Origin of the sequence: Amycolatopsis sp. lyj-108 (genome assembly GCF_046549005.1) — a bacterium.
GTDB lineage: Bacteria > Actinomycetota > Actinomycetes > Mycobacteriales > Pseudonocardiaceae > Amycolatopsis.
In genome coordinates, this window is record NZ_JAJPWQ010000013.1 from 135,089 (window position 1) to 155,822 (window position 20,734).

The 20,734-nt window shown below is 66.5% G+C and carries 20 protein-coding genes; 12 read left to right on the forward strand and 8 right to left on the reverse strand.

Annotated features, from left to right (window positions below):
- Positions 1-498: 498 nt before the first annotated feature.
- Positions 499-1,251: an HAD family hydrolase gene (locus ACLJO0_RS36285; RefSeq protein ID WP_410583692.1), complete on the forward strand. Its 753-nt coding sequence runs from the start codon at positions 499-501 to the stop codon at positions 1,249-1,251.
- Here the strand turns inward: ACLJO0_RS36285 and ACLJO0_RS36290 are convergent.
- The gene (locus ACLJO0_RS36290) at positions 1,248-2,153 is read right to left on the reverse strand and encodes a hypothetical protein (protein WP_410583694.1); all 906 of its coding nucleotides are present in this window, start codon (positions 2,151-2,153) and stop codon (positions 1,248-1,250) included. The genes ACLJO0_RS36285 and ACLJO0_RS36290 overlap by 4 nt on opposite strands.
- A gap of 161 nt (positions 2,154-2,314) precedes the next feature.
- Here ACLJO0_RS36290 and ACLJO0_RS36295 point away from each other — a divergent pair, with 161 nt between their 5' ends.
- The 9 genes from ACLJO0_RS36295 (at position 2,315) to ACLJO0_RS36335 (ending at position 10,421) form a co-directional block, all read left to right on the forward strand.
- Positions 2,315-2,785: a hypothetical protein gene (locus ACLJO0_RS36295; protein ID WP_410583696.1), complete on the forward strand. Its 471-nt coding sequence runs from the start codon at positions 2,315-2,317 to the stop codon at positions 2,783-2,785.
- Positions 2,786-3,080: 295 nt separating this feature from the next.
- Complete coding sequence (locus ACLJO0_RS36300; RefSeq protein ID WP_410583697.1) at positions 3,081-3,350, forward strand: hypothetical protein; 270 nt, start codon at positions 3,081-3,083, stop codon at positions 3,348-3,350.
- Complete coding sequence (locus ACLJO0_RS36305) at positions 3,328-3,615, forward strand: AMED_5909 family protein (RefSeq protein ID WP_410583698.1); 288 nt, start codon at positions 3,328-3,330, stop codon at positions 3,613-3,615. The genes ACLJO0_RS36300 and ACLJO0_RS36305 overlap by 23 nt, the downstream gene beginning before the upstream one ends.
- A gap of 1 nt (position 3,616) precedes the next feature.
- A complete protein-coding gene (locus ACLJO0_RS36310) occupies positions 3,617-3,958 on the forward strand; it encodes a helix-turn-helix domain-containing protein (RefSeq protein WP_410583699.1) in 342 nt (113 codons plus the stop codon).
- 337 nt (positions 3,959-4,295) lie between these two features.
- Complete coding sequence (locus ACLJO0_RS36315) at positions 4,296-5,879, forward strand: FtsK/SpoIIIE domain-containing protein (protein WP_410583701.1); 1,584 nt, start codon at positions 4,296-4,298, stop codon at positions 5,877-5,879.
- On the forward strand, positions 5,876-7,552 hold the full coding sequence (locus ACLJO0_RS36320) for a replication initiator (protein WP_410583702.1): 1,677 nt from the start codon (positions 5,876-5,878) through the stop codon (positions 7,550-7,552). The genes ACLJO0_RS36315 and ACLJO0_RS36320 overlap by 4 nt, the downstream gene beginning before the upstream one ends.
- Before the next feature lie 20 nt (positions 7,553-7,572).
- Positions 7,573-7,770: a helix-turn-helix domain-containing protein gene (locus tag ACLJO0_RS36325; protein WP_360958463.1), complete on the forward strand. Its 198-nt coding sequence runs from the start codon at positions 7,573-7,575 to the stop codon at positions 7,768-7,770.
- Between the two features lie 103 nt (positions 7,771-7,873).
- Complete coding sequence (locus ACLJO0_RS36330) at positions 7,874-9,163, forward strand: tyrosine-type recombinase/integrase (RefSeq protein ID WP_410583704.1); 1,290 nt, start codon at positions 7,874-7,876, stop codon at positions 9,161-9,163.
- 58 nt (positions 9,164-9,221) lie between these two features.
- Positions 9,222-10,421, forward strand: a complete 1,200-nt coding sequence (locus ACLJO0_RS36335) for an MFS transporter (protein ID WP_410583705.1) — start codon at positions 9,222-9,224, stop codon at positions 10,419-10,421.
- Here ACLJO0_RS36335 and ACLJO0_RS36340 read toward each other — a convergent pair.
- The 5 genes from ACLJO0_RS36340 to ACLJO0_RS36360 form a co-directional block, all read right to left on the reverse strand.
- Complete coding sequence (locus ACLJO0_RS36340) at positions 10,418-11,992, reverse strand: succinic semialdehyde dehydrogenase (RefSeq protein ID WP_410583707.1); 1,575 nt, start codon at positions 11,990-11,992, stop codon at positions 10,418-10,420. The genes ACLJO0_RS36335 and ACLJO0_RS36340 overlap by 4 nt on opposite strands.
- A gap of 14 nt (positions 11,993-12,006) precedes the next feature.
- Positions 12,007-13,635, reverse strand: a complete 1,629-nt coding sequence (locus ACLJO0_RS36345) for a GMC family oxidoreductase (RefSeq protein WP_410583709.1) — start codon at positions 13,633-13,635, stop codon at positions 12,007-12,009.
- A gap of 117 nt (positions 13,636-13,752) precedes the next feature.
- The gene (locus ACLJO0_RS36350; RefSeq protein ID WP_410583711.1) at positions 13,753-14,592 is read right to left on the reverse strand and encodes an LLM class F420-dependent oxidoreductase; all 840 of its coding nucleotides are present in this window, start codon (positions 14,590-14,592) and stop codon (positions 13,753-13,755) included.
- Positions 14,593-14,639: 47 nt separating this feature from the next.
- Complete coding sequence (locus ACLJO0_RS36355) at positions 14,640-15,806, reverse strand: CaiB/BaiF CoA transferase family protein (protein WP_410583713.1); 1,167 nt, start codon at positions 15,804-15,806, stop codon at positions 14,640-14,642.
- Entirely contained in the window at positions 15,803-16,960 is a 1,158-nt protein-coding gene (locus tag ACLJO0_RS36360) for an acyl-CoA dehydrogenase family protein (RefSeq protein WP_410583715.1), read from the reverse strand. The genes ACLJO0_RS36355 and ACLJO0_RS36360 overlap by 4 nt, the downstream gene beginning before the upstream one ends.
- Positions 16,961-17,062: 102 nt before the next feature.
- Between ACLJO0_RS36360 and ACLJO0_RS36365 the strand changes: the two genes are divergently transcribed.
- Together ACLJO0_RS36365 and ACLJO0_RS36370 are read left to right on the forward strand one after the other, a co-directional pair.
- Positions 17,063-17,407 (forward strand): hypothetical protein, encoded by a 345-nt coding sequence (locus tag ACLJO0_RS36365; RefSeq protein ID WP_410583717.1) that lies wholly within the window; start codon positions 17,063-17,065, stop codon positions 17,405-17,407.
- A gap of 60 nt (positions 17,408-17,467) precedes the next feature.
- Positions 17,468-18,850: an alpha/beta hydrolase family protein gene (locus tag ACLJO0_RS36370; RefSeq protein WP_410583719.1), complete on the forward strand. Its 1,383-nt coding sequence runs from the start codon at positions 17,468-17,470 to the stop codon at positions 18,848-18,850.
- On the opposite strand, the gene ACLJO0_RS36375 is transcribed toward ACLJO0_RS36370, so the two are convergent.
- Both ACLJO0_RS36375 and ACLJO0_RS36380 read right to left on the reverse strand, forming a co-directional pair.
- Positions 18,847-19,512, reverse strand: a complete 666-nt coding sequence (locus tag ACLJO0_RS36375) for a S1 family peptidase (protein WP_410583720.1) — start codon at positions 19,510-19,512, stop codon at positions 18,847-18,849. The genes ACLJO0_RS36370 and ACLJO0_RS36375 overlap by 4 nt on opposite strands.
- Before the next feature lie 76 nt (positions 19,513-19,588).
- Positions 19,589-20,611 carry an LLM class flavin-dependent oxidoreductase gene (locus tag ACLJO0_RS36380; protein ID WP_410583722.1) on the reverse strand — a complete coding sequence of 341 codons (1,023 nt, stop codon included), beginning with the start codon at positions 20,609-20,611 and terminating at the stop codon, positions 19,589-19,591.
- Positions 20,612-20,734: the final 123 nt, after the last annotated feature.

Sequence of the window (20,734 nt, forward strand, 5' to 3'; positions counted from 1 at the left end):
ACCCTGATCCAAATGTGGTACGCCTTAGGGAGGTAGCCCCCGCTTTAGCAGTGAGGTGGGGGCTATCGCCTTGTCCAGACCCCCATGTTCGGTGCCTGCTCGCTCCCGTTTCCCTCGTCCCTGCCGCGCCTTGCGCTGAGTCGGTCGTGTCAAGGCACGCTTTCCCGCCTTGATACGGGCGGCTCGGCGTAAGACGCTGAGAAGCGAGGGACCCCAAGTGACCACTGCACGTCGGTCGGGTGGGTCGGGTGATCTGGCCGTGTGGCTCCTGGATCTCCGCCGTCGTTGGCGGCGCGCTGCGGGAGCTGCCCTACGGCGGGCTCGCCCGGCGGCGCCTGCCGGAGCGGAGCGGGAGGCCGGCGTCGCCTCCTGGGCGTAGCCCGCCGTACGAGAGGTGACCCGCGCGCCGCCAACGGCGGCGCCTTGATCCCATAGAGCCAAATTCGGCAGGCAACGCATGACCTGACTGGCGCTGCTGGGGTGTGGAAGTATGGCGGCATGACTGAGAGCTCGACGAACGTGGCCGCGTCGTTGCCGGAGACGCTTGTGTTGTGGGACGTGGATCACACGCTGATCGAGAACGGCGGAGTAAGTAAGGCGACGTATGCGTCCGCGTTCGAGCTACTAACGGGGCGTCCGCCGGAGGTACGTCCGCAGACTGACGGCCGGACAGACTTTCAGATCATGCGTGAGCTACTGGCGGCGAACTCGGTGGACGTCGAGGGGTACACCAGTATTTCGCAGTTCGAGGGGCCTCTCATCAAGGCGATGGAGCGGAACGCGCCGGATCTGCCTCGACTCGGCTACATCTTGCCGGGCGTAGTCGCCGCGTTGACGTCGTTGTCGGCCGTTCCGGCTGTTGTGCAGTCAGTTCTTACCGGCAACATCGCTCCGAACGCGCTGTCCAAGCTGGCGCCGTTCCATTTGGACAAGTGGGTTGACCTGGACGTCGGCGGCTACGGCTCCGATGATGTAGTTCGGTCCAATTTGGTCGGTGCGGCACGCGGGAAGGTTCAGCGGAAGTACGACCGCACCTTCGACGAGTCGTCAACCGTGCTGATCGGTGACACGCTGCTCGATATCAAAGCCGCGCATGACGGCGGCGCCAAAGTTATCGCGGTCGCGACTGGGATTTACGGCATGGAGGAGCTTACTGCGGCTGGCGCGGATGCCGTTCTAGAAGACCTGTCTGATCTCGGTCGATTCCTCGCTGCACTGCATTACGTCCGCACTGGATACGCCTCGGTCTAGCGGCTCTTTGCATCCTGGATGTCGTACGCTTCTTCGTCCCACACCAGATTGAGACTCCTCATATAGGTATCGAACAGGTCTCCCGCGGAACTCTTTCGCAGGTGAAGAATGGGAGCGATGTAGCCGTACGTGCCATAGATGTGCTGGTTTACCAGCATCTGATTATCGTAACGGAATATAGAGTTGTACAACGACGTTCCATGTAGACGGAAATCAATTCCGTCAATTCCGACCAGCGGTCGATAATAGGCGAGAGCCATGCGAATTCGTCCGACGAGTCCTTCAAAGAGGCGCTCTTCTTTGCCTCGCAGCTCCATTGCAGGCTGTTCGGGGTCGCCGAGTAGGATTCGGATCTTGACGCCGCTTTTCGCTTTGTTCTTGATGATCTGAATTGCTTCCGGGTTGTCCTCCGGAAGGAACAGGCTCGCATTGGCGAACAGGTCAATTCGTTCTTGCGCGCCGGTGAGCAGGTCCATCCAAAGCTGCTTGGGAACGTTCGCCCGGTGCGCGTAGAGGGCCACCATGTCCGCTGGCTGATTGGCGGGTGCGTCCACTGGCTCGCTAACCGCTGGAGTTGACGGCTCCGGGTTGGTGTTCGGCGGTTCTGGAACGAACTCGATCCCGCCCTCGTGAAGCTCGAAGAGTTGTTCGGCTTGCCATCCGGGGAGCATGGCTTCGAGGACCCGGCAGTGGTCGGCGTAGGGCAGGCCGACGATGTCGCCGGATAGCCATCGATAGAACTGGGCCTTGCTGGGGTAGCCGCCCCTTAGGGTCTTGTCGACCTTCTCGGCCACCTTGTCGTACTCGCGGCAGAACGCGCGATAGCTCTGCAAGTGTCGTCCCCTGAGCAGGACTTTGAGGACAAGTGGGCGGGCCTCTTGCGTGGCTGTGTCGGCGGTCACGAGACCAATCTACCACGCGAGATGAGACAAGATGAGACCAAGTGAGTACGAGACGCTCTGAGGTGAGACCTAGACGGTGTCGTGACGGGACACACGTTTGGCCGATTGTTGTAGGTACGCCGGTAAAGGCGAATCCAACAAGCGGGAAGGTTCAACACGACATGGCGATCGAAAAGGGCATCCGATTCAGCGTTGAGCACGACGAGGCGTTTCCTCAGGGCTTGGTGATGGTGGGCGAGGTGTCGCCGGACAATGAGTATCAGTCGCGCGAGGACAAGGCGCAGGGGCGGCCGGTGAGGCAGCGGATCGACGAGACGACCGGAAAGCGGCAGTGGAAGTTCACGGCTACGGACCTGGGCGAGACCAAGGCAAAGCGCGCTTCGTTTGAGATCACGCTACTGGCCGATGTGCAGCCGGTGCCGACAACGGCGGAGGTGATGCCGGGAATGCGGCCGGTGGAGCTGGACGGTTTGACCGCTGAGCCCAAGGTGACCGGACAGGGTGAGTTCAAGTACCTGTCCTATGTGTTCCGCGCTACCGGGTTCAAGGCGGCAGCGAGTGGTACGGGCTCAACCTCGGGAGGAAAGGCGCCTCGGTCGACGGCCGGTGAGTCCTCGGCCAAGGCCGCGTGACGGCACTGACTTCTACAGGGAAGCGGTGTCGGGATGCCGAACAAACAGGTATCAGCGTGGGAGTCGGCGTACCGCGCCTATCGGGACGCGTCGGACGCGGTGGCTCGGTCGCGGGGCACGAACCCGGAAGTTGCGCGGGAGATGGCGGCGGTGTCGTGGTCGGTCGCGCACGCCTGGCGCGCTCTGGCCGGTGACCGCGATCAGCCGTGGTGGGTAGTCGCTGCCGTGGGCTCGGCCGCGCAAGCCTTTGAGGAGCAAGCGCGGGAGTGGGAACGCAGGGCGGGAGGTGACGAGTATGCGGGAGGGACTCGGTCCGACTTGGGTGATCAGCCCATGGGACGAGGTGACGGTGGAGGAGACTGGTTCGAGTCCGTGGGCACCCCCGGCGCTGGTCCTGTCGGGCGTGGCTGGCCTGCTGATGATCAGGCCGCCGGACAACCGGGGCACCTGGCTGGATCGGGTCGTCTTCCTTCGCCGACTCCGAGATTGCGCGGACGAACTGGCGGTACTGCTCGAAAGCCGCGCGGCGAACGGGGCCTGTGATGACAACTCCCGGCAGGAATGAGCCACAAACGCTCAAGGATGCGCACCATGTTGCGGCGGCTACTCGACCGCTGCCGGGTGCGAGCCTCGTGACCTGGCTGAAATGGCGTCGGGCCAACGCGAAGATGTACCACGCGCTGTCCGATGTGGACAGGTTTCATCATCACGAGATTCGGTACTGGGTCTCACATGAGGACAACGAAGCGGAGGCACTGGCGGAAAAAATCAAGGCTCAGAAAACGGATTCCGACGGTACAGGTCCAAGGCTGGAAAGTGGTGGGAATTAACGTGAAGAACAGCAACGCGACCCCGGATCGGGTCACCTTTCCGGATGTTGAGGCCGGAAGGTATGTGCCCCTTGGGGCGTTGCTGGCTCGGGTTCGGGCTCTGCGTGGCTTGTCGCAGGTCGCGGTAGCGGAGCGGGCAGGCATGAAGGCGCAGACCTTGTCGGCGATCGAGCGCGGTATTTACGGCATCGAGCGCGTTCCGATGATCCTGCGCCTCGCGGACGCCCTGGACATTCCGCGAGTGCAGCTCTTCGAGTGGTCCGCTCGTCACGTCGAAACCGCGAGCAGCCGCTACGCGAGGTACGCGTCTGGGCGCCCGGAGCGTGCGCACCCACGAGGTTGATTATTTAGAGAAAAACTGAACATCGACAAATTTTCACACGTGGGGACGTGTGACGTATAAACACGTCCCTGCGTGGCTAAAAGTGTCCCTATAAAACGCAGAACCGGCCCTTGGCTACCAACCTGTTCCGGTTCTGCGCCTGTCCACTGGAGCAGTGAACAATGACGAAGATAAATGACGGCACACTGTGCGCGTCAACGGGGGTCACCCGAACGCGCTGTACGGAATGCAAGCGGTTCGCTCGGCTGCTGCCGGGTGAGGAGAAATGCGCCCCGTGCATGGGGATGCTGCCGCTGCCGATCGTGGTTCCCGCTGCTGGTCTGCGGGGTGGTCGACGATGAACGCGCAAGAGATCATGACCACGCTCGCGGTCGGCGGCGGCCTGGCGGTGGTGCTGTGGGTGCTGGCCAAGGTCGGCCGTGTTTTGGCCAGTGTGTTCGAGGCGCTGGCCGCGCTGGCAGTGCTCGGCGTTGCACTGTGGGGCCTGCTGCGGGCGGTCGGCTGGATTGTTCGGCAACTGGTCACGCACTGGCGTACCTGCCTCGGGCTGGTGGCGTTGTGGGCCTGGTGCACGGTGCTGGGCTGGGTCTCCCTCGTCGTCACGGTCGGCGTGCTGGCGGCTGTGCTGCTGGTGTGGTGGCGGTGGGACGCGGTCGGCTATGACCAGTGGTGCGGGCGGTGGCTGCGGGCGTGGTGGCTGCGCTGGGCGCTCTACGGGCGCAAGCTGGCGGGTTGGCTGCACGCCTGCGGGCTGACGGTGCGGGATGACGCGATCCCGGTCGACGTGACGGTGAACCTGGTGTCTCGGCGTCGTCGGCGTGAGGCGGTCGCGAAAGCCCGTCAGGCGTCCGGGGTGGCAGTGCCGAAACTGCTGTCGGTCCGCTCCGGCCCGTCGTGGGATGAGGTCCGGGTCCGGCTGGTCCCTGGGCAGAAGCCGGAAGACTTCGACGAGGTCGCGCGTGAGCTGGCGGTGGCGCGCAAGGTCACCCGCTGTCAGGTCCGGGAGCTTGAGCCGAATGTGGTGTCCATCGACTTCATGCGCCGGGATCTGCTCGACACTGCGGTGACGTGCCTGCCGGTTCCGGAACTGGTGTCCGTGGACGGCTCGGGGGTGGATCTGCGGGCGGTGTACGCGGGGTCGACCGAGTACGGCAAGCCCTGGACGGTGCCGTTGATGGGCCGTGGCGCGCACACGCTGGTGGCTGGCGCAACGGGTGCGGGTAAGGGCTCGGTGATGTGGTCTCCGCTGGTGTCAGCGGCTCCGGCGATCCGCGCTGGTCTGATCCGGGTGTCGGGGATCGACCCGAAAGCCATGGAGCTGTCCTACGGGCGCGGGATCTTCACCCGCTACGGCCAGTCGGGCAAGGAAGCCCTGGAAGTCCTGGACGCGCTGATCGATGAACTGGAGAACCGTAAGCGCGTCTTCGCCGGTAACACCCGTGAGGTGCCGCTCTCGACCGAGTTTCCCTTGGAGCTACTGGAATTTGATGAGATCGGCGCCCTGACCAAGTACACCGACCGCAAGACCCGTGAGGCCATTGTGGAGCGGGTGGCGGTTCTAGCCACCCAAGGGCGGGCGCTGCTGTTCACGGTGCGCGGCTATGTCCAGGAGCCGACGAAGGACACCGTTCCGGTGCGGGAGTTGCTGCCTCGGCGGGTGGCGCTGCGGCTGACGTCGAAGACACAGGTTCCCATGGTCCTCGGAGACGGTGCCTACGAACGCGGTGCTTGGGCGAACCGAATCCCCGAGGGCTCCGCCGGTGTCGGCTACGTCTGGGGCGAAGGCATCCGCGAACCGCTGCGCGTCCGCGCAGGTTGGGTGTCCGATCAGACCATCAAGCACCTGGAGCACTACGTCACCAACGGCGGCGCCTCGATCGTCCACCTGTCAGACCGGCGCGGCGAGAGGGGGACGGCATGAACACCCTAACCACAGACTCGCAGGTCGAAGCGGGTGCGGACGCGCGGCCGGCACCCCCGAATGGAATAGGGATCAAGGTAAGCCGCGGGGCACTCTCTGCCGACGTCGTGAAGGCTACCGCCGAGAAGCACGGGGTCTGTGTCCGGCCGTTCACGATGGAGGTTGGCGACACCGAAACCGGAGAGATCCGCTACGTCCCCGTGCCGTGCGGGTCGACGGTGGAATCGGTGTGTCTTCCCTGTGCTCGCAAGGCAAAGGCGCTTCGTCAGGCGCAGTGCCGTGAGGGCTGGCACATGACTGAGGAACCCGTCATCGCCCGCGAGACGCCGTCGGAGACGCAAACGGAGCTGGTGGCGTTCCGGGCTGATCTGGCGGCGGCCTATCGGGAGGCGCTGGCGGTCGGTGATGAGGTCGAGATGGAGGAGCTGCGGGCAGAGGTCGCCTCGGTGGATGAGGAGCTGCGGGCGTCGGGGATGACGGGCCGTCTGCCTGCCCTCGACGTCCCGGAGAAGCGTCCGGTGAAGCGGTCGACCAAGCGGCGGCAGGACGCGCCGAACTTGCCACGCCGCAAGGTCAGCAAGACCACTGTGGGCCGTGAGTTCGCGGGACGGTTCCGGCCGTCGATGTTCGTCACGCTCACCTGCGACACCTACGGCCCGGTGCGGTCGGACGGTTCGCCGGTGAACCCGTCGACGTATGACTACCGGCGGGCTGCTCGGGACGCGGTGCACTTCTCGGCGCTGGTGGACAGGTGGTGGCAGAACCTGCGGCGCGTGGTCGGCTGGGATGTGCAGTACTTCGCCACCGTGGAACCCCAACGGCGGGCGGCTCCGCACCTGCACACCGCCCTCCGTGGCTCCATCTCCCACGAGGTCATCCGGATGGTCACCGAGGCCACCTACCACCAGGTGTGGTGGCCCAACCATGACGAGATCGTCTACACCGACAGGGAACCGTTGTGGGACATGGATTCCCGCTCATTTGTGGATCCGGACACGCGGGAGCCGCTGCCGTCGTGGGATGAGGCCGTGGAGGCGGTGGAGGAACCCGCGCACGTCGTCACGTTCGGCCGTCAGGTGCACTCCAAGGGAATCCTGGGTGGCACGGAAGAATCAGGGCGTCACATCGGCTACCTCACCAAGTACCTCACGAAATCCACGGGTGAGGTGGTCGACGCGGACACCGCCGCACAGCGGGATCACCACGACCGGCTTCACGCTGAACTGTCGGTGACTCCGTGCTCGCCTCGGTGCGCGGTGTGGCTGCTGTACGGCATCAACCCCAAGGGAGCCAACGGAAAGACCGTACCCGGGCGCTGCAAGGGGCGTGCGCATCGCCGGACGACGCTGGGACTTCCTGGGCGGCGGGTGCTGGTGTCGCGGAAGTGGTCGGGCAAGACCGTGGCCGATCACAAGGCGGACCGGAAAGCGTTCGTGGTGTCCGCGCTGGCCGATATTGGCGTGGTGAAAGAGGAACCGTCGCCGGATCGGTTCGTGTGGCGCAAGGTCGAACCCGGCGACACCCACTGCCCACCAAGGGACCACCTCGTGATGCGCGCCATCTCCGAACGGATCACCTGGCGAGCCGAGTACGACAGGGCGTTGCTGGCCGCTCAAGATCCACCCGGTGACGACAGTCCGGAAACTTCGGCAACCGGGCTGCGGGCTGCTTGATCGAGGGGAAGGGGGATCAGGTGAGCGCGGATGTGGCCGACGTCGAAGCGTTGTGGACGCCGGATGAGCTGGCGTCGTTCCTGCGGATACCGGAGAAGACGTTACGGAATTGGCGATCTGAGGGTGAATCGGGTCCGCCGTGGATGAAGGTCGGGCGGCATGTGCGGTACGCGCCCGGACAAGTAAGGGCATGGCTGGCGAAACTGTCCAGCTCCTAACCGGCGAGGATCCGGGTCGCTCTGCTATGGGCGGCCCGGATCCCTTGTCGTCGTTGTAGAAGGCACCGACATTCGGCAGCCTCGAAGAGAAAGGGACTATCCGATGAAAGGTCACGTTCAAGACCGGTGGTGGCGGCAGAAAAAGGAAGGCAAGCGGCTCGTTTTCGACGCCAATGGCCGTCCGGTGCGGGAGAAGACCGAACTGTTCGGCAAAGGAGAACGGTACAAGGTCCACTACTATGACGAGGACGGAAAGGAGCGGGCAAAGTCGTTCCCGGACAAGCAATTGGGAAGGGCGAAAACGTTCCTGACGAAAATGCAGCACGATGTGCTATCGGGCGAGTACATCGATCCGGATGCGGGCAAGGTGTCTCTCCGCGTCTACACGGCGCAGTGGCTCAAAGGACAGTCGCAGGACGCGGCGACCATGCAAACGGTCGCACACCGACTGAAGGCACGCGTGTATCCGAAGCTTGGGGACAAGCCGCTAGAGGTCGTGGCCAAAGTGGACACACTGCGGGACTGGCTGGAATGGCTGAAAGATGGCGACGAGAAGACGGCGGGAGTAGAGACGTCCTATCGGGCACAGTTGTGGGATCTACTCTCGGCCATCCTGGAAGCTGCGGTAGTAGACAAGAAGATCCGCGCGAACCCATGCAAGGCGAAGAGCGTCCGGCGTCCGAAACCGGAGCAACGGAAGATTGTTCCCTGGCCTGACGCGAAGATCCATAAGGTTCAGCTCGTACTACCGCCGGTGTACCAAATCATGGTTCCCCTCGGCGGCGGGTGCGCGCTGCGGCAGATGGAGATGTTCGGGACCAGTCCGGACGATATCGACCGTGACGCCCTTGAGTTGCACGTAGAGCGGCAAATCAGGTGGATCGGGAAAGTGCCCGTGTTCGCGCCTCCCAAGGGCGGGAAAACCCGGACTGTGCCGCTCGGAGAAGGGGTTCTCGACGCGATCGACGACTACTGCGAGATGTTCGAGCCTGCCACGCTCACGCTGCCCTGGCTGCACCCCGGCGGTGACATGGTCACGGTCCGGGTGTTGATCAACAAAGACTCCGACGGGATGGGCAAGTATCGGGGGACGCTGGCCACGAACGTGTGGCGGGGCGGGAACTTCACGAACGAGGTATGGAATCCCGCTGTTCGCGCGGCTGGGTACGACTACGGCAAACGGCGCGACGGAATGCACGCCTTGCGGCACTACTGCGCGTCGTCCTGGCTGGCCAACGGTGTCTCTATCAAGGAAGTAGCGGAGTACCTCGGGCACCATGACCCCGGCTACACTCTGCGCCAGTACACCCACCTCGTGCCCTCTAGCCACAAGCGGGCCCGGCTGGCGGCGAACAAGACTTTCAAGCCCCGTCGACGGCCCGAGACGGCCTGACAACGGCCTGGCAAGATCAACAACTAGATAATGGCTGGTCAGAGCGCCTTAGAAAAAGTTGTATGACTTTTACATCTACGCCACGGCGGCGAGCCTGGTCTTCGGCACCGTGTTCTTTCCCGCGACAGGCGACCGGCTGACCGGGGTCGCGGCGGCCTTCGCGACCTACGCGGTCGGGTTCTTCGCCCGGCCGCTCGGCGGCATCGTGTTCGGCCACGTCGGTGACCGGGTCGGCCGCAAGACCGCGCTCGTGGTGACCCTGACCATGATGGGCGCGGCGACCTTCCTCGTCGGCTGCCTCCCCGGGTACGCCCAGATCGGCACGTGGGCGCCCATCCTGCTCGTGGTGCTCAGGTTCGTCCAAGGGCTCGCCGTCGGCGGCGAGTGGGGCGGTGCCGTGCTCATGGCCGTCGAACACGCGCCTCCGGACAAGAAGACCTTCTACGGCGCCTTCGCGCAGGCGGGGAATCCGGCGGGCGCGCTGCTGGCCACCGGTCTGTTCAGTCTGCTGAGCATCGGCGGCACCGAATGGCTCACCACGTGGGGCTGGCGGATCCCCTTCTTCGCGTCCGTGCTGCTCATCGGCGTCGGCCTCATCGTGCGCCTGAAGGTCGAGGAGTCACCGGTCTTCGAAGAAGCCGCCGAGGAAACCGGCGCGCCGATCCTGTACGCCGTCCGGACGAACTGGAAGCCGATCCTGCTGGGCATCTGCGTGCTGCCCGTCGCGGTCGGCGGCTACTACCTCGTCACCACTTTCGCGACGGCGTACGCGACCGATCCGGCCGTCGGCGTCTCCGAATCGCTGGTGCTCAACGCGCTCACCATCGCCGCGTTCGTCGAACTGGTCGTCAGCTTCGGCGCGGCCTGGCTCGGTGATCGCTTCGGCCGGGTGCGGGTGGTCGTGATCGGCCTTGTCGGTGTCGCCGTGCTCGCGGCTCCGCAGTTCCTGGTGCTCTCGACCAAGAACGCGGCGCTGATCATCGCGGCGTTCGTGGCGATGCGCCTCGCGATGACGGCGACCTACAGCCCGATCGCCGCCATCCTGTCGCAGATGTTCCGCCCGCGGGCGCGGTACACCAGCATCTCGCTGTCCTACCAGCTGGCGGGCGCGCTCTTCGGCGGCCTCTCGCCGTTGGTGTCGACCCTGTTGTTCCAGGCGACGGGCAGTGTCTGGCCGGCGATCGGCCTGCTGATCGGTATGTGCGTGCTCAGCATCGCCTGTGTGCTGGCCGCACCTCAGCACACCGACGACGTCTAACGAATACGCAGGCGCCGCATGAGTTTCAGCCCGGACAGCATCCCCTCGACGTACTTCTCGTAGGTCTGGCCGCCGCGGGGACCCATGACCTGCTTCTTGAGCACCGCCACGTTCTTCACGTCGGTGTACTTGAGCAGGCCCTGGTCCCCGTGGCGGGCGCCGACGCCCGAATTCTTGACGCCGCCGGACGGCGTCCCCTTCGCGGCGTACGCGGTGGCGAGGATGTCGTTGATGTTGACGTTGCCGGATTCGATCCGCGCGGCCACGGCGCGGGCGGCGTCGACTTTCCCGCCCCAGACCGAGGCGTTGAGGCCGTACTCGGTGTCGTTGGCGAACGCGACGGCCTCGTCGACCGTGCGGTACTTGTGCAGTGCGACAACGGGTCCGAAGGTTTCGGTGACACCGCAGAGCATGTCCTTCGTAACGCCTTCGAGGATCGTCGGTTCGAAGAACGCCGGGCCGAGATCGGGCCGCGGCCTTCCTCCACAAAGGACGGTCGCGCCCTTCTCGACGGCGTCGTCGACATGCGACTTGACCCGGCTCATGTGGTCGACGGAGACGAGCGAGCCCATGTCCGGCCCGAAGTCGTAGGCGGCGCGGACGTCGAGCGCCTTGGTCTTGGCCACGTACGCGTTCTTGAACTCGTCGTACCGGGACTCCGGCAGATAGATCCGCTCGATGTGCATGCAGATCTGCCCGGTGTTGCCGAAGGCGCCGAAGATCGCGCCCTGCACGGTCTCGGCCAGGTCGGCGTCTTCGAGCACGATCATCGGGTTCTTGCCGCCGAGTTCGAGGCAGCAGCCGATGAGGTTACGGCCCGCCCGTTCGCCGATCACCCGGCCGGTCGCCGTCGAACCGGTGAACATCACGTAGTTCGCCTGGTCGATGAGGGTGGGGCCGACTTCCGGCCCCTCGCCGCACACCACCTGGAACAGGCCCTTCGGCAGCCCGGCCTTCTCCAGCAGTTCGACGCCGTAGAGCGGAGAGAGCGCGGTCTTGTTGTCGGGTTTCAGCACCACCGCGTTCCCGGCCATCAACGCCGGGACGGCGTCGGAAATGCCGGTGGCGAACGGGAAGTTCCACGGCGCGATGATCCCGACCACGCCTTTGGGCTGCCGGACTTCGGTCGACGTCGTCAGGAACGGGACCGGTCCGCCACGTTTGGTCGGCGCCAGCAGTTTGGCGGCCCGCGTGAGGTAATGGCTCATCACCATCGCCGGATCGCAGGTCTCCTCGATCGCCATCCGCCGGTTCTTGCCGCTCTCGACCTGGATGAGGTCGGTGACGGCCGGCGCGCTGTCGACGAAGAGCGTGTGCGCCCGTTTGAACACCTCCAGCCGCTGCTTGAGCGGCGTCGCCGCCCATTTCTCCTGCGCGGCGCGAGCGGTGGTGAACGCCTGCTCGATGTCGGCGGGTGTCGACTGGGGCAGCTCGACGAGCACGTCACCGGTGTAGACCTCGGTGAGCTTCCAGGTCGCGCCGGACGAGCCCGGCACGCGGGCGACGAGGCGCCGCAGGAACGCGTCGGTCACCGACGCCGGACGGGTGAGCGCGAGCGGTGTGACGGTCATGGCCCTCTTTTCCGTCAGTTGTCCGACAGGACGAGCTGCGCGCCCATCTCGCCGATCATGATGGCGGGCGCGTTGGTGTTGCCGCCGGTGATCGACGGCATGATCGAGGCGTCGCAGACCCGCAGGCCGTCGACACCGCGGACCTTCAGGTCGGGACCGACGACCGCGAGCTCGTCGACGCCCATCCGGCAGGTGCCGACGCCGTGGTAGACCGAAGTCGCGCGGTTCAGGATCGCGTCGCGCAACTCCTGGCCCCGAAGCCCCTTGCCCGGGTGGAGTTCTTCCTTGATCGAGCCGTTGAACGCCCCCGAGGCGAAGATCTCGCGGACCATCTCCGAGCCCTCGCCGAGCACTTCGAGATCGGCCGGGTCGGACAGGTACTGGGGGTCGATGAGCGGTGCCGCCGAGGGATCGGCCGAAGCGAGGCGCAGGGTGCCGCGGCTCTTCGGGTAGATCAGCGTGGTCAGCACGGTGAGCGCGGGCCGTTTGTCGACGTCGTGCCGGATCGGCGCGTCCTGGTTGGGCGTCACGTACGCCCACGGCAGGAGGTGCAGCTGGAGGTCGGGGACTTCGGCGGCTTGGGACGTCTTGAGGAAGGCGACCGCCTCGAAGACCGAGTTCGCCAGGAACGTCGTGCCGGGCCGCATCAGTTCGCTGACGAGGCCGCGCGCGAAGTACGGCGGCGTGCCCCTGTTCTTGCTCGACGACGCGCGGAAGGTCAGCGCGTGGAACATGTGGTCGTGCAGGTTGTCGCCGACCGGCAGGTCCGCGACGACGTCGATGCCGTGCTCCTTCAGGTGCTCGGCGTGGCCGATCCCGGACAGCATCAGCAGCTGCGCGGAGCCGACGAAGCCTCCCGCGAGGATCACCTCCTTGCCCGCGCGCAGCGTGCGCTGTCCCCCGTTCGCGTCGACGACCTCGACGCCGACCGCACGGCCGTTCTCGATGAGCACCTTCTTCGCCAGCACGCCGGACTGGACCTGCAGCGTGGCGGGCGCGAGGTGGTGGATGTAGCCGCGCGAGGCGCTGTACCGCAGGCCGTCGGCGGCGTTCTGCTGCATCCGGCTGACGCCCTCTTGGGACTCGGCGTTGTAGTCGTCGAGGATCTCGCAGCCGATCGCCTCCGCGGTCGCCTGGAGGAACTGGAGCGTGCCCTCCTGCGGAGTCTTGTTGCGGGTGACCCGGATCGGCCCGCCCGAGCCCCGGAACTCGGTCTCGCCGTCCTCGAAGTCCTCCATCCGCTTGTACGCGGCGTTGACGCTGTCGGCGTCCCAGCCCTTGTTGCCCTCGGCGGCCCAGGAGTCGAAGTTGGCGCGGTTGCCGCGGACGTAGACCATGCCGTTGATGGAGCTGGAGCCGCCGACCACCTTGCCGCGCGGCACCGGCATCCGCCGATCGAGAACGTGTTTCTGCGGCACCGAGTAGTAACCCCAGTCGAACGGCTTCTTCAGCTGGGGCACCGCGTGCATCGGGCCGACCAGCCCCGGCTTCTTGACGAGCATCTTCTCGTCGCTCTTCCCCGCCTCGAGCACGATCACGCTGGCACCGGACTCCGCCAGCCTGCCCGCGATCGCCGCCCCCGAGCTGCCCGATCCGACGACCACGTAGTCGGCCTCGTCGCCGCGCGCAGCCCTGTTCGCCATGTCCGCTCCTCGGTCCGCCCACCGTGCAGAACTGTAACCTGTTCTAGTTCTGTCACCGTATAGCGAGACCGGCCGGTTCCGCAACGGGCCGTCGCTCCCCGGCCGGCCTTCGAGACCTCAGCGCAGCGGCTCGAGCGCCTTAGCCAGCGGCTCCAGCACGGCGGGGGTGTGCGGCGGCGGCAGGTAGATGATCGCCAGGTCGAGGCCCTTTTCGCCGAGTGCTTCGACATCCGCGGCGACCTTGGCGTAGTCGCCGTCCGCGTCGAGGCGGACGTGCGAGGACAAGGTGATCTCGTTCGGATCCCGGCCGATGTCCGCGCAGTGCCGGTGCAGCACCTCGCGCTTGTGCGCGAACTCCTCCGGCGTGCCGCCGACGAAGTTCCAGTGCTGGGCGTACTTCGCGGCCGTGCGCAGGGTCCGCTTCTCGCCGCTGCCGCCGATGCAGATCGGCGGATGCGGCTTCTGCACACCCTTCGGTTCACAGCGGGCGTCGGCCAGCTGGTAGTGCTCACCCTGGAACGTGGTGGTCTCCTGGGTCAGCAGGCCGACGAGCACCTCGCAGGCTTCCTCGAACCGGTCACTGCGTTCCTTGATGGTGCCGAGTTCCATGCCGTACGCGCCGGATTCCTCCTCGTTCCAGCCCGCTCCGACGCCGATCTCCAGGCGGCCGCCGGAAACGATGTCCAGTGTGGCGGCCATGTTCGCGAGGAGCGCGGGGTGCCGGTAGTGGATCCCGCTGACCAAGGTGCCCAGCCGGAGCCGTTTTGTGGCCTGCGCGAGCGCGGTGAGGGTCACCCACCCTTCCAGGCACGGACCGGTCGAATCCGAGAAAATGGGATAGAAGTGATCGAAGGTCCAACCGGATTCGAAGAGTTCGATCTCGTCGGCGGCCTGCCAGACGGCGAGCATGTCGGACCAAACGGTGTTTTGCGGCGAAGTCTTGATGGCGAATCGCATGAACTTGATCGTAAACCTGGAGCCCCTCCAGTCGCGCCGATTTGAATTCAGCCTGCGATACCGCGGCGAAGGTAGTCGTCGGCGTCCACTCCGGACTCGACGAGCAAGGCCCGAGTGTGTTCCCCCAGCGCCGGGACGTCGCCCATGCACGCCTCGAAATCGTCGAAGGTCACCGGCGGCAGCAGGGCGTCGATCCGGGCGAATTCGGTGCCGACCTTGCGCCAGCGATCACGGGCCCGCAACTGGGGATGCTCGGCGACCTGGCCGACGTCCTTGAGCTGCGCGGCGGGAACCCCGGCCGCGGCGAGCCGATCGTCGAGTTCGCTGCTGGACCACTGCGAAGTCCGGGCGGTGACGGCGGCGTCGCATTCCGCGCGGTGGGCCACACGCCGCACGTTCGTGGTGAAGCGCGGGTCGTCGGCGAGTTCGGGCGCGTCGAGGACGTCGGTGACGAGGGTGCGCCAGCCGGTGTCGTTCTGGACGCCGATCAGCATCTGGCCGTCGCGGGTGGGAAAGGCGTCGTACGGCGCGATCGAACTGTGGCTCAGGCCCATCCGCTCCGGCTCGGTTCCGGCGTACATCCGGGTGTTGAGCGCGTATCCCATCCATTCGACGGTGGCCTCCAGCATCGAGACCTCGATCGTCGCGCCCTCGCCGGTGCGCCAGCGGCGCAGCAACGCCGCCAGCACCGCCTGCGCGCAGTACATGCCGGACGCGATGTCCGCGGTCGGGATCCCGGTCTTCGCCGGAGCGTCCGGGGTGCCGGTGATCGCGATGAGTCCGGCCTCGGCCTGGACCAGCATGTCGTAGGCCTTGCGCCGCTCCATCGGTCCGCCCGCCCCGAATCCGGACAGGTTCACCACGACCAGCTCGGGATGGTCCGCACGCAGATCGCCGAAACCGAGCCGCTCGGCCGCGCCGGGCGCGAGGTTCTGCACGAACACGTCGGCCTTCGCGACCAGCCGCCGGACGACGTCACGGCCTTCGGCGGTCTTGAGGTCGACGGCGAGCGATTCCTTACCCCGGTTGAGCCAGACGAAATGCGCGCCGGTGCCGTGTACGGCGTGGTCGTAGGCACGCGCGAAATCCCCGCCGTCGACACGTTCGACCTTGATCACGCGCGCGCCGAGATCGGCGAGGTTGCGGGTGGCCAGCGGAGCGGCGACAGCCTGTTCGATGGCGACGACCGTGACCCCTTCGAGCGGCCGGGTCATGCTTTCTTCTTCTCGGCCCGCACCAGCCCGCCACCGATGATCAGCCGCTGGATCTCACTGGTCCCCTCGTACAGCCGCATCAACCGGACGTCCCGGTAGATGCGCTCGACCGGGACCTCGCGCATGTAGCCGCTTCCGCCGTGAACCTGCACCGCCAGATCCGCGGCCTTGCCCGCCATCTCGGTGCAGAACAGCTTCGCCGCGGACGGTGCGATCCGCCGGTCTTCCCCCGTCACATACAACCGCGCCGCCTCACGGGCGAGCGCCCGGCCGGCGAGCACACCGGTCTGCTGATCGGCGATCATCGCCTGCACCAGCTGGAAATCCCCGATCGGCGTGCCACCCTGGGTCGCCGTCGCGGCATACGAGACCGACTCGTCGAGCGCCCGCTGCGCCGCCCCGACCGCCAGCCCCGCCATGTGGATCCGGCCGCGGGCCAGCGACGTCATCGCCGCCTTGTACCCGACCTCCCCGTCCCCGCCGACGAGTGCTTCCGGCCCGACACGCACCTGCGAGAAAGTGACGTCCGCGGTGCGCGAGCCTTCCTGCCCCATCTTCGCGTCCTTCGCGCCGACCGTGATGCCCGGCGCGTCCGCGGGCACCAGGAACACCGCGATCCCCGTGCCCATACGCGCGAAAACCACGAAAAGACCGGCCTCGGTGGCGTTGGTGATGAACTGCTTGCCGCCGTCGATGACCCAGCCGTCACCCTCCGGCTTCGCACTGGTCCGCAGCCCGGCCGGATTCGATCCGGCACCCGGCTCGGTCAGCGCGAACGACGCGACGACCTCACCCGACGCGATCCCGGGCAGCCACCGCGCCCGCTGTTCCTCCGTCCCGAACCCCACCAGTACCTGTCCGGCGATCCCATTGTTCGTCCCGAACATCGACCGCAACGCCAAGGAGGTGTAGCCGAGCGTCATCGCCACCTCGACGTCCTGTACCAGATCGAGGCCGAGCCCACCCCACTCCTGCGGGATCGCGTACCCGAACAACCCCATCGCCGCCGCCTGCGCCCGCAGATCGGCCGGAATGGCGTCCGTGCCCATGATTTCTCGCTCACGGGGCATCACGCGGGTGCGGACGAAGTCGTCGATCTGGCCGAGGACGGCCGCGAACACGTCGTCGGGGACGTCGGGGTTGCCGGTGTACATGCCCCTCACTATCGATCACCGGCCGGACTTCGGTCCACTCCCCCGAGTGGACCTGGCCGTGAGGCCTACCGGAAATCTTGATCATCGACTTAACGTCGTCCTATGCGTCCACGTACTGCTTTCCTCGCCATGGCCAGTGCCGTCGCCCTGTGTTTCACGATCCCCGCGACGGCCTCCGCTGCCGAAGGTGAATTCACCTACCGCTACTATGACGAACACGAAGAGCTCCAAGTCGGCACCCTGGTGGACCCGCCCAGCGGCGAATGCATCGAAATCCCCGAAATAGCCGACTGGGACGTCGACGCGTTCCGTCCGCGCAACAACACCGACTCGAGGGCGGTGGTCTTCCTGGACGACGAATGCAAGAGCGACTCCTACTTCTCACTCCGCCCCTACGGTGGCCGCGGTTCGGACAGACTTCTCCTGCGTTCAGTGGTGTTCAGTTAGGCCAAGCGGATCTGGACAATTCACCTCGCACTGGAAAGATGACTCCCGGGGTGATTGCCCATGGCACGGCGTGGTCTGACTTTGCTGGCCCTGTTCACCGTCTTTCTGGGGCTGGTGATTCCCGGCGCCTCGGCCGCCGGCCCGGTGACCAGATACGAGGGCGAACTCGAAGGCGCGCGTTATCTCGTGCTGGTGCCGGACAACTGGAACGGCACGCTCATGCTGTGGAGCCACGGGATGTACTCCCTGGAGTATCCGGAGCCGGAGCGGATCGCGCTGACCTCGCAGCCCACGACCGAGTCTTACCTACTGGAGCAGGGTTACGCGCTGGCCGCGTCGCAGTACCGGACCGTGCGCGGCTGGTCGATCGAGGAGGCGCTGACCGACCAGATCCGGTTGCACGACTGGTTCGCCCGCACGGTCGGCCCGCCGCGCCGGACCATCGCGGCGGGCGAATCGATCGGGGCGATCACCGCGACCCTGCTCGCCGAGCGGAACCCGCGCCGGTTCGCCGGGTTGATGACCTTCTGCGGCAACCTCGCCGGCGGGGCCGCGCACTGGAACTCCGGGCTCGATCTCGGCTACGCGCTGAACACGCTGCTCGACGCGCAGCTGGAACTGGTGCGGATCACCGACCCCGCGGCCAATGCAGGCAAGTTCATCAACGTGGTGCAGGCCGCCACCGCGAACCCGCAAGGCCAGGCCCGGCTCGCGCTGGCGAACGCGCTGGCCGAGATCCCCGGCTGGTTCGACGCCACCCGTCCCCGTCCGCCGGACGTCGCGGAACAGGTTTTCTGGCAGGGCGTATGGGATCGCTTCTATCGTGCCAGCGCGTTCGGCGTCGACAGGGTCGCGTTGGAACAGCGCGCGGGCGGCAACCCGAGCTGGAACGTGGGTGTCGACTACCGGCGGGTCCTGGCGAAGGCAGGCGAGCGGCCGCTGGTGGAACGCGCCTACGCGGAAGCGGGCCTCGATCTCGGCGCCGACCTCGACAAGCTGGCGAAGGCGCCACGTATTTCCCCTGATCCGGCCGCGGCCGGCTACCTGGCGCGATTCGGGCTGCCACTGGGACGCACGCCGTTCCCGGTGCTGACCACGCACACCGTCGCGGACGGCACCGCGCCGGCGGCGCACGAACGCGCCTACGCCGAGCGAGTCGCGGTGGCCGGCGACCCGGGGAACCTTCGTCAGCTGTTCGTGAACCGGGCTGGCCACTGTGTGTTCACCGCGTCCGAGGAGATCACCGCCCTGCGCACGCTGGAGCGGCGGCTGGACCGCGGACACTGGCCGTCGAGCGGGCCTGCCGCGCTGAACGCCGAAGCCGCCGGGCTCGCCCCGGAACACCAGACGATCTTCGACGCCGTCGGAGAAGCCCGGGTCACGACCACACCCGCGTTCGCGCGGCACTCCCCTCCACCGTATCCGAGGGTCCTGCCGTTCTAGGTGCCGGTGAGGATCGTCAGCCCGTAGGCCGACAGGACGCGGTTGACCGGGAAGAAGTAGGTGGTGCCGCCGCTGGAGCAGTTCCCGCTGCCGCCGACCAGTACTCCCTGCGCCTGCGTCCCGCTGACGAACGGCCCGCCGTTGTCACCCGGCTCGGCGCATACGGACGTGCGGGTCAAGCCGGTCAGCGTTCCCTCGGGGAAGGTGATCGACACGTTCTTCGCCTGGATGATCCCGCAATGCCAGCCGGTGGTCGCGCCGTACCGGCACACCGACGAACCGACCGGCGCTTCGACCGAACCGGTGATCGTCACCCGGCTGTCGGTGGGCGGGATCGATCCCACCAGCCGCCAGTCGGTCGTGTTGGTGACCCTGATGACGATCGCGCCGGTCGGCGGGACCTGGGCGCCCACGACCACCCCGACCACCCGGCCCCCGCTGCGAATGGTGTCGCCGGGTTTGCCGCAGGAGGAACTCGCGATCAGGTAGCCGGTCTTGCCGGAGACGGCGGCGAATCCCGCCGTGCACCGGGACGAGACGCCGGTCTGCAACACGCTCCCGCCGCCGAGCGGGGCCGGCGCGCTCGCTTGCGCCGTCGGCGGCAGGGCCAGGCAGAAGACCAAGGCGAGGCCGAACAGGAAGTGGAATCGGGGCAGTCTCATGGGACCCTCCGATGGCCGGGGATCCCCTGATCGTAACGAGCGAGGCGCCCCGGCCCATCCGCCGAATCGCGCATTCTCAGCGCCAGCCGAGCTCCGGCGCCACGTGCGTGAGGATGCTCTCCAGCACGTGCGCGTTGTACTCGACACCGAGCTGGTTCGGGATCGTCAGCAACAAGGTGTCCGCGGCCTCGATCGCCTCGTCCTCCTTGAGCGCCCGCACCAGCTCATCCGGCTCCGCGGCATACGACCGCCCGAAAATCGCCCTGGTCGTCTCGTCGATCATGCCCACCTGGTCGCGCGAGTTCCGATCGCGGCCGAAGTACGCGCGGTCCAGGTCGTTGGTCAACGCGAAGATACTGCGGCTGACCGACACCCGCGGCTCCCACGCGTGGCCGGCCTCCTTCCAGGCTTCGCGGTAGGCCTCGATCTGCTTGCGCTGCTGAACGTGCAACGGCTCGCCCGTCTCGTCGTCCTTGAGCGTGGAACTCTGCAGGTTCATCCCCTGCTCCGCCGCCCACACAGCCGTCGCGTTCGAGCTGGAACCCCACCAGATCCGCTCGCGCAACCCCTCCGAGTACGGCTCGAGCCGCAGCAACCCCGGCGGATTGGGGAACATCGGCCGCGGATTCGGCTGCGCGAACCCCTCGCCGTCGAGCAGCTTGAGGAAGACCTCGATGCGCTGCCGCGCCATGCCCGCGGCGGTCTGCCCCTCCGCGGGCCCGTAACCGAAGTACCGCCACCCGTCGATCACCTGCTCCGGCGATCCCCGGCTGACCCCGAGCTGGAGCCTGCCCCTCGAGATGAGGTCGGCGGCACCCGCCTCCTCCGCCATGTACATCGGGTTCTCGTAGCGCATGTCGATCACGCCCGTCCCGATCTCGATCCTCGAGGTCCGCGCGCCGATCGCCGACAGCAACGGAAACGGACTACCCGCCTGCCGCGCGAAGTGATGAACACGGAAGTAGGCACCGTCCACGCCGAGCTCCTCGGCCGCGACCGCCAAGTCGATCGACTGATGCAGGAAGTCCGCGGCGGACCGGGTCTCGGAGTGCTCACTCGCCGACCAGTGGCCGAACGAGAGGAAGCCAATCTTCTTCACAGCACATGTAAGCGCTCCGTGACCGGGTTTGATTCCCCACCACCCACGACCCTCTGTCACTAGCGGTCACCCTACGCATTTCTAGTTTCCGACCTGGGGACTTACCCGCATTATCCACCCCTC

Coding starts and splice junctions, on each gene's coding strand:
- ACLJO0_RS36285 (WP_410583692.1), top strand. CDS start 499: ATGACTGAGAGCTCGACGAACGTGGCCGCGTCGTTGCCGGAGACGCTT.
- ACLJO0_RS36295 (WP_410583696.1), top strand. CDS start 2,315: ATGGCGATCGAAAAGGGCATCCGATTCAGCGTTGAGCACGACGAGGCG.
- ACLJO0_RS36300 (WP_410583697.1), top strand. CDS start 3,081: ATGCGGGAGGGACTCGGTCCGACTTGGGTGATCAGCCCATGGGACGAG.
- ACLJO0_RS36305 (WP_410583698.1), top strand. CDS start 3,328: ATGACAACTCCCGGCAGGAATGAGCCACAAACGCTCAAGGATGCGCAC.
- ACLJO0_RS36315 (WP_410583701.1), top strand. CDS start 4,296: ATGAACGCGCAAGAGATCATGACCACGCTCGCGGTCGGCGGCGGCCTG.
- ACLJO0_RS36320 (WP_410583702.1), top strand. CDS start 5,876: ATGAACACCCTAACCACAGACTCGCAGGTCGAAGCGGGTGCGGACGCG.
- ACLJO0_RS36330 (WP_410583704.1), top strand. CDS start 7,874: ATGAAAGGTCACGTTCAAGACCGGTGGTGGCGGCAGAAAAAGGAAGGC.
- ACLJO0_RS36340 (WP_410583707.1), bottom strand. CDS start 11,992: ATGACCGTCACACCGCTCGCGCTCACCCGTCCGGCGTCGGTGACCGAC.
- ACLJO0_RS36345 (WP_410583709.1), bottom strand. CDS start 13,635: ATGGCGAACAGGGCTGCGCGCGGCGACGAGGCCGACTACGTGGTCGTC.
- ACLJO0_RS36350 (WP_410583711.1), bottom strand. CDS start 14,592: ATGCGATTCGCCATCAAGACTTCGCCGCAAAACACCGTTTGGTCCGAC.
- ACLJO0_RS36355 (WP_410583713.1), bottom strand. CDS start 15,806: ATGACCCGGCCGCTCGAAGGGGTCACGGTCGTCGCCATCGAACAGGCT.
- ACLJO0_RS36360 (WP_410583715.1), bottom strand. CDS start 16,960: ATGTACACCGGCAACCCCGACGTCCCCGACGACGTGTTCGCGGCCGTC.
- ACLJO0_RS36365 (WP_410583717.1), top strand. CDS start 17,063: ATGCGTCCACGTACTGCTTTCCTCGCCATGGCCAGTGCCGTCGCCCTG.
- ACLJO0_RS36370 (WP_410583719.1), top strand. CDS start 17,468: ATGGCACGGCGTGGTCTGACTTTGCTGGCCCTGTTCACCGTCTTTCTG.
- ACLJO0_RS36375 (WP_410583720.1), bottom strand. CDS start 19,512: ATGAGACTGCCCCGATTCCACTTCCTGTTCGGCCTCGCCTTGGTCTTC.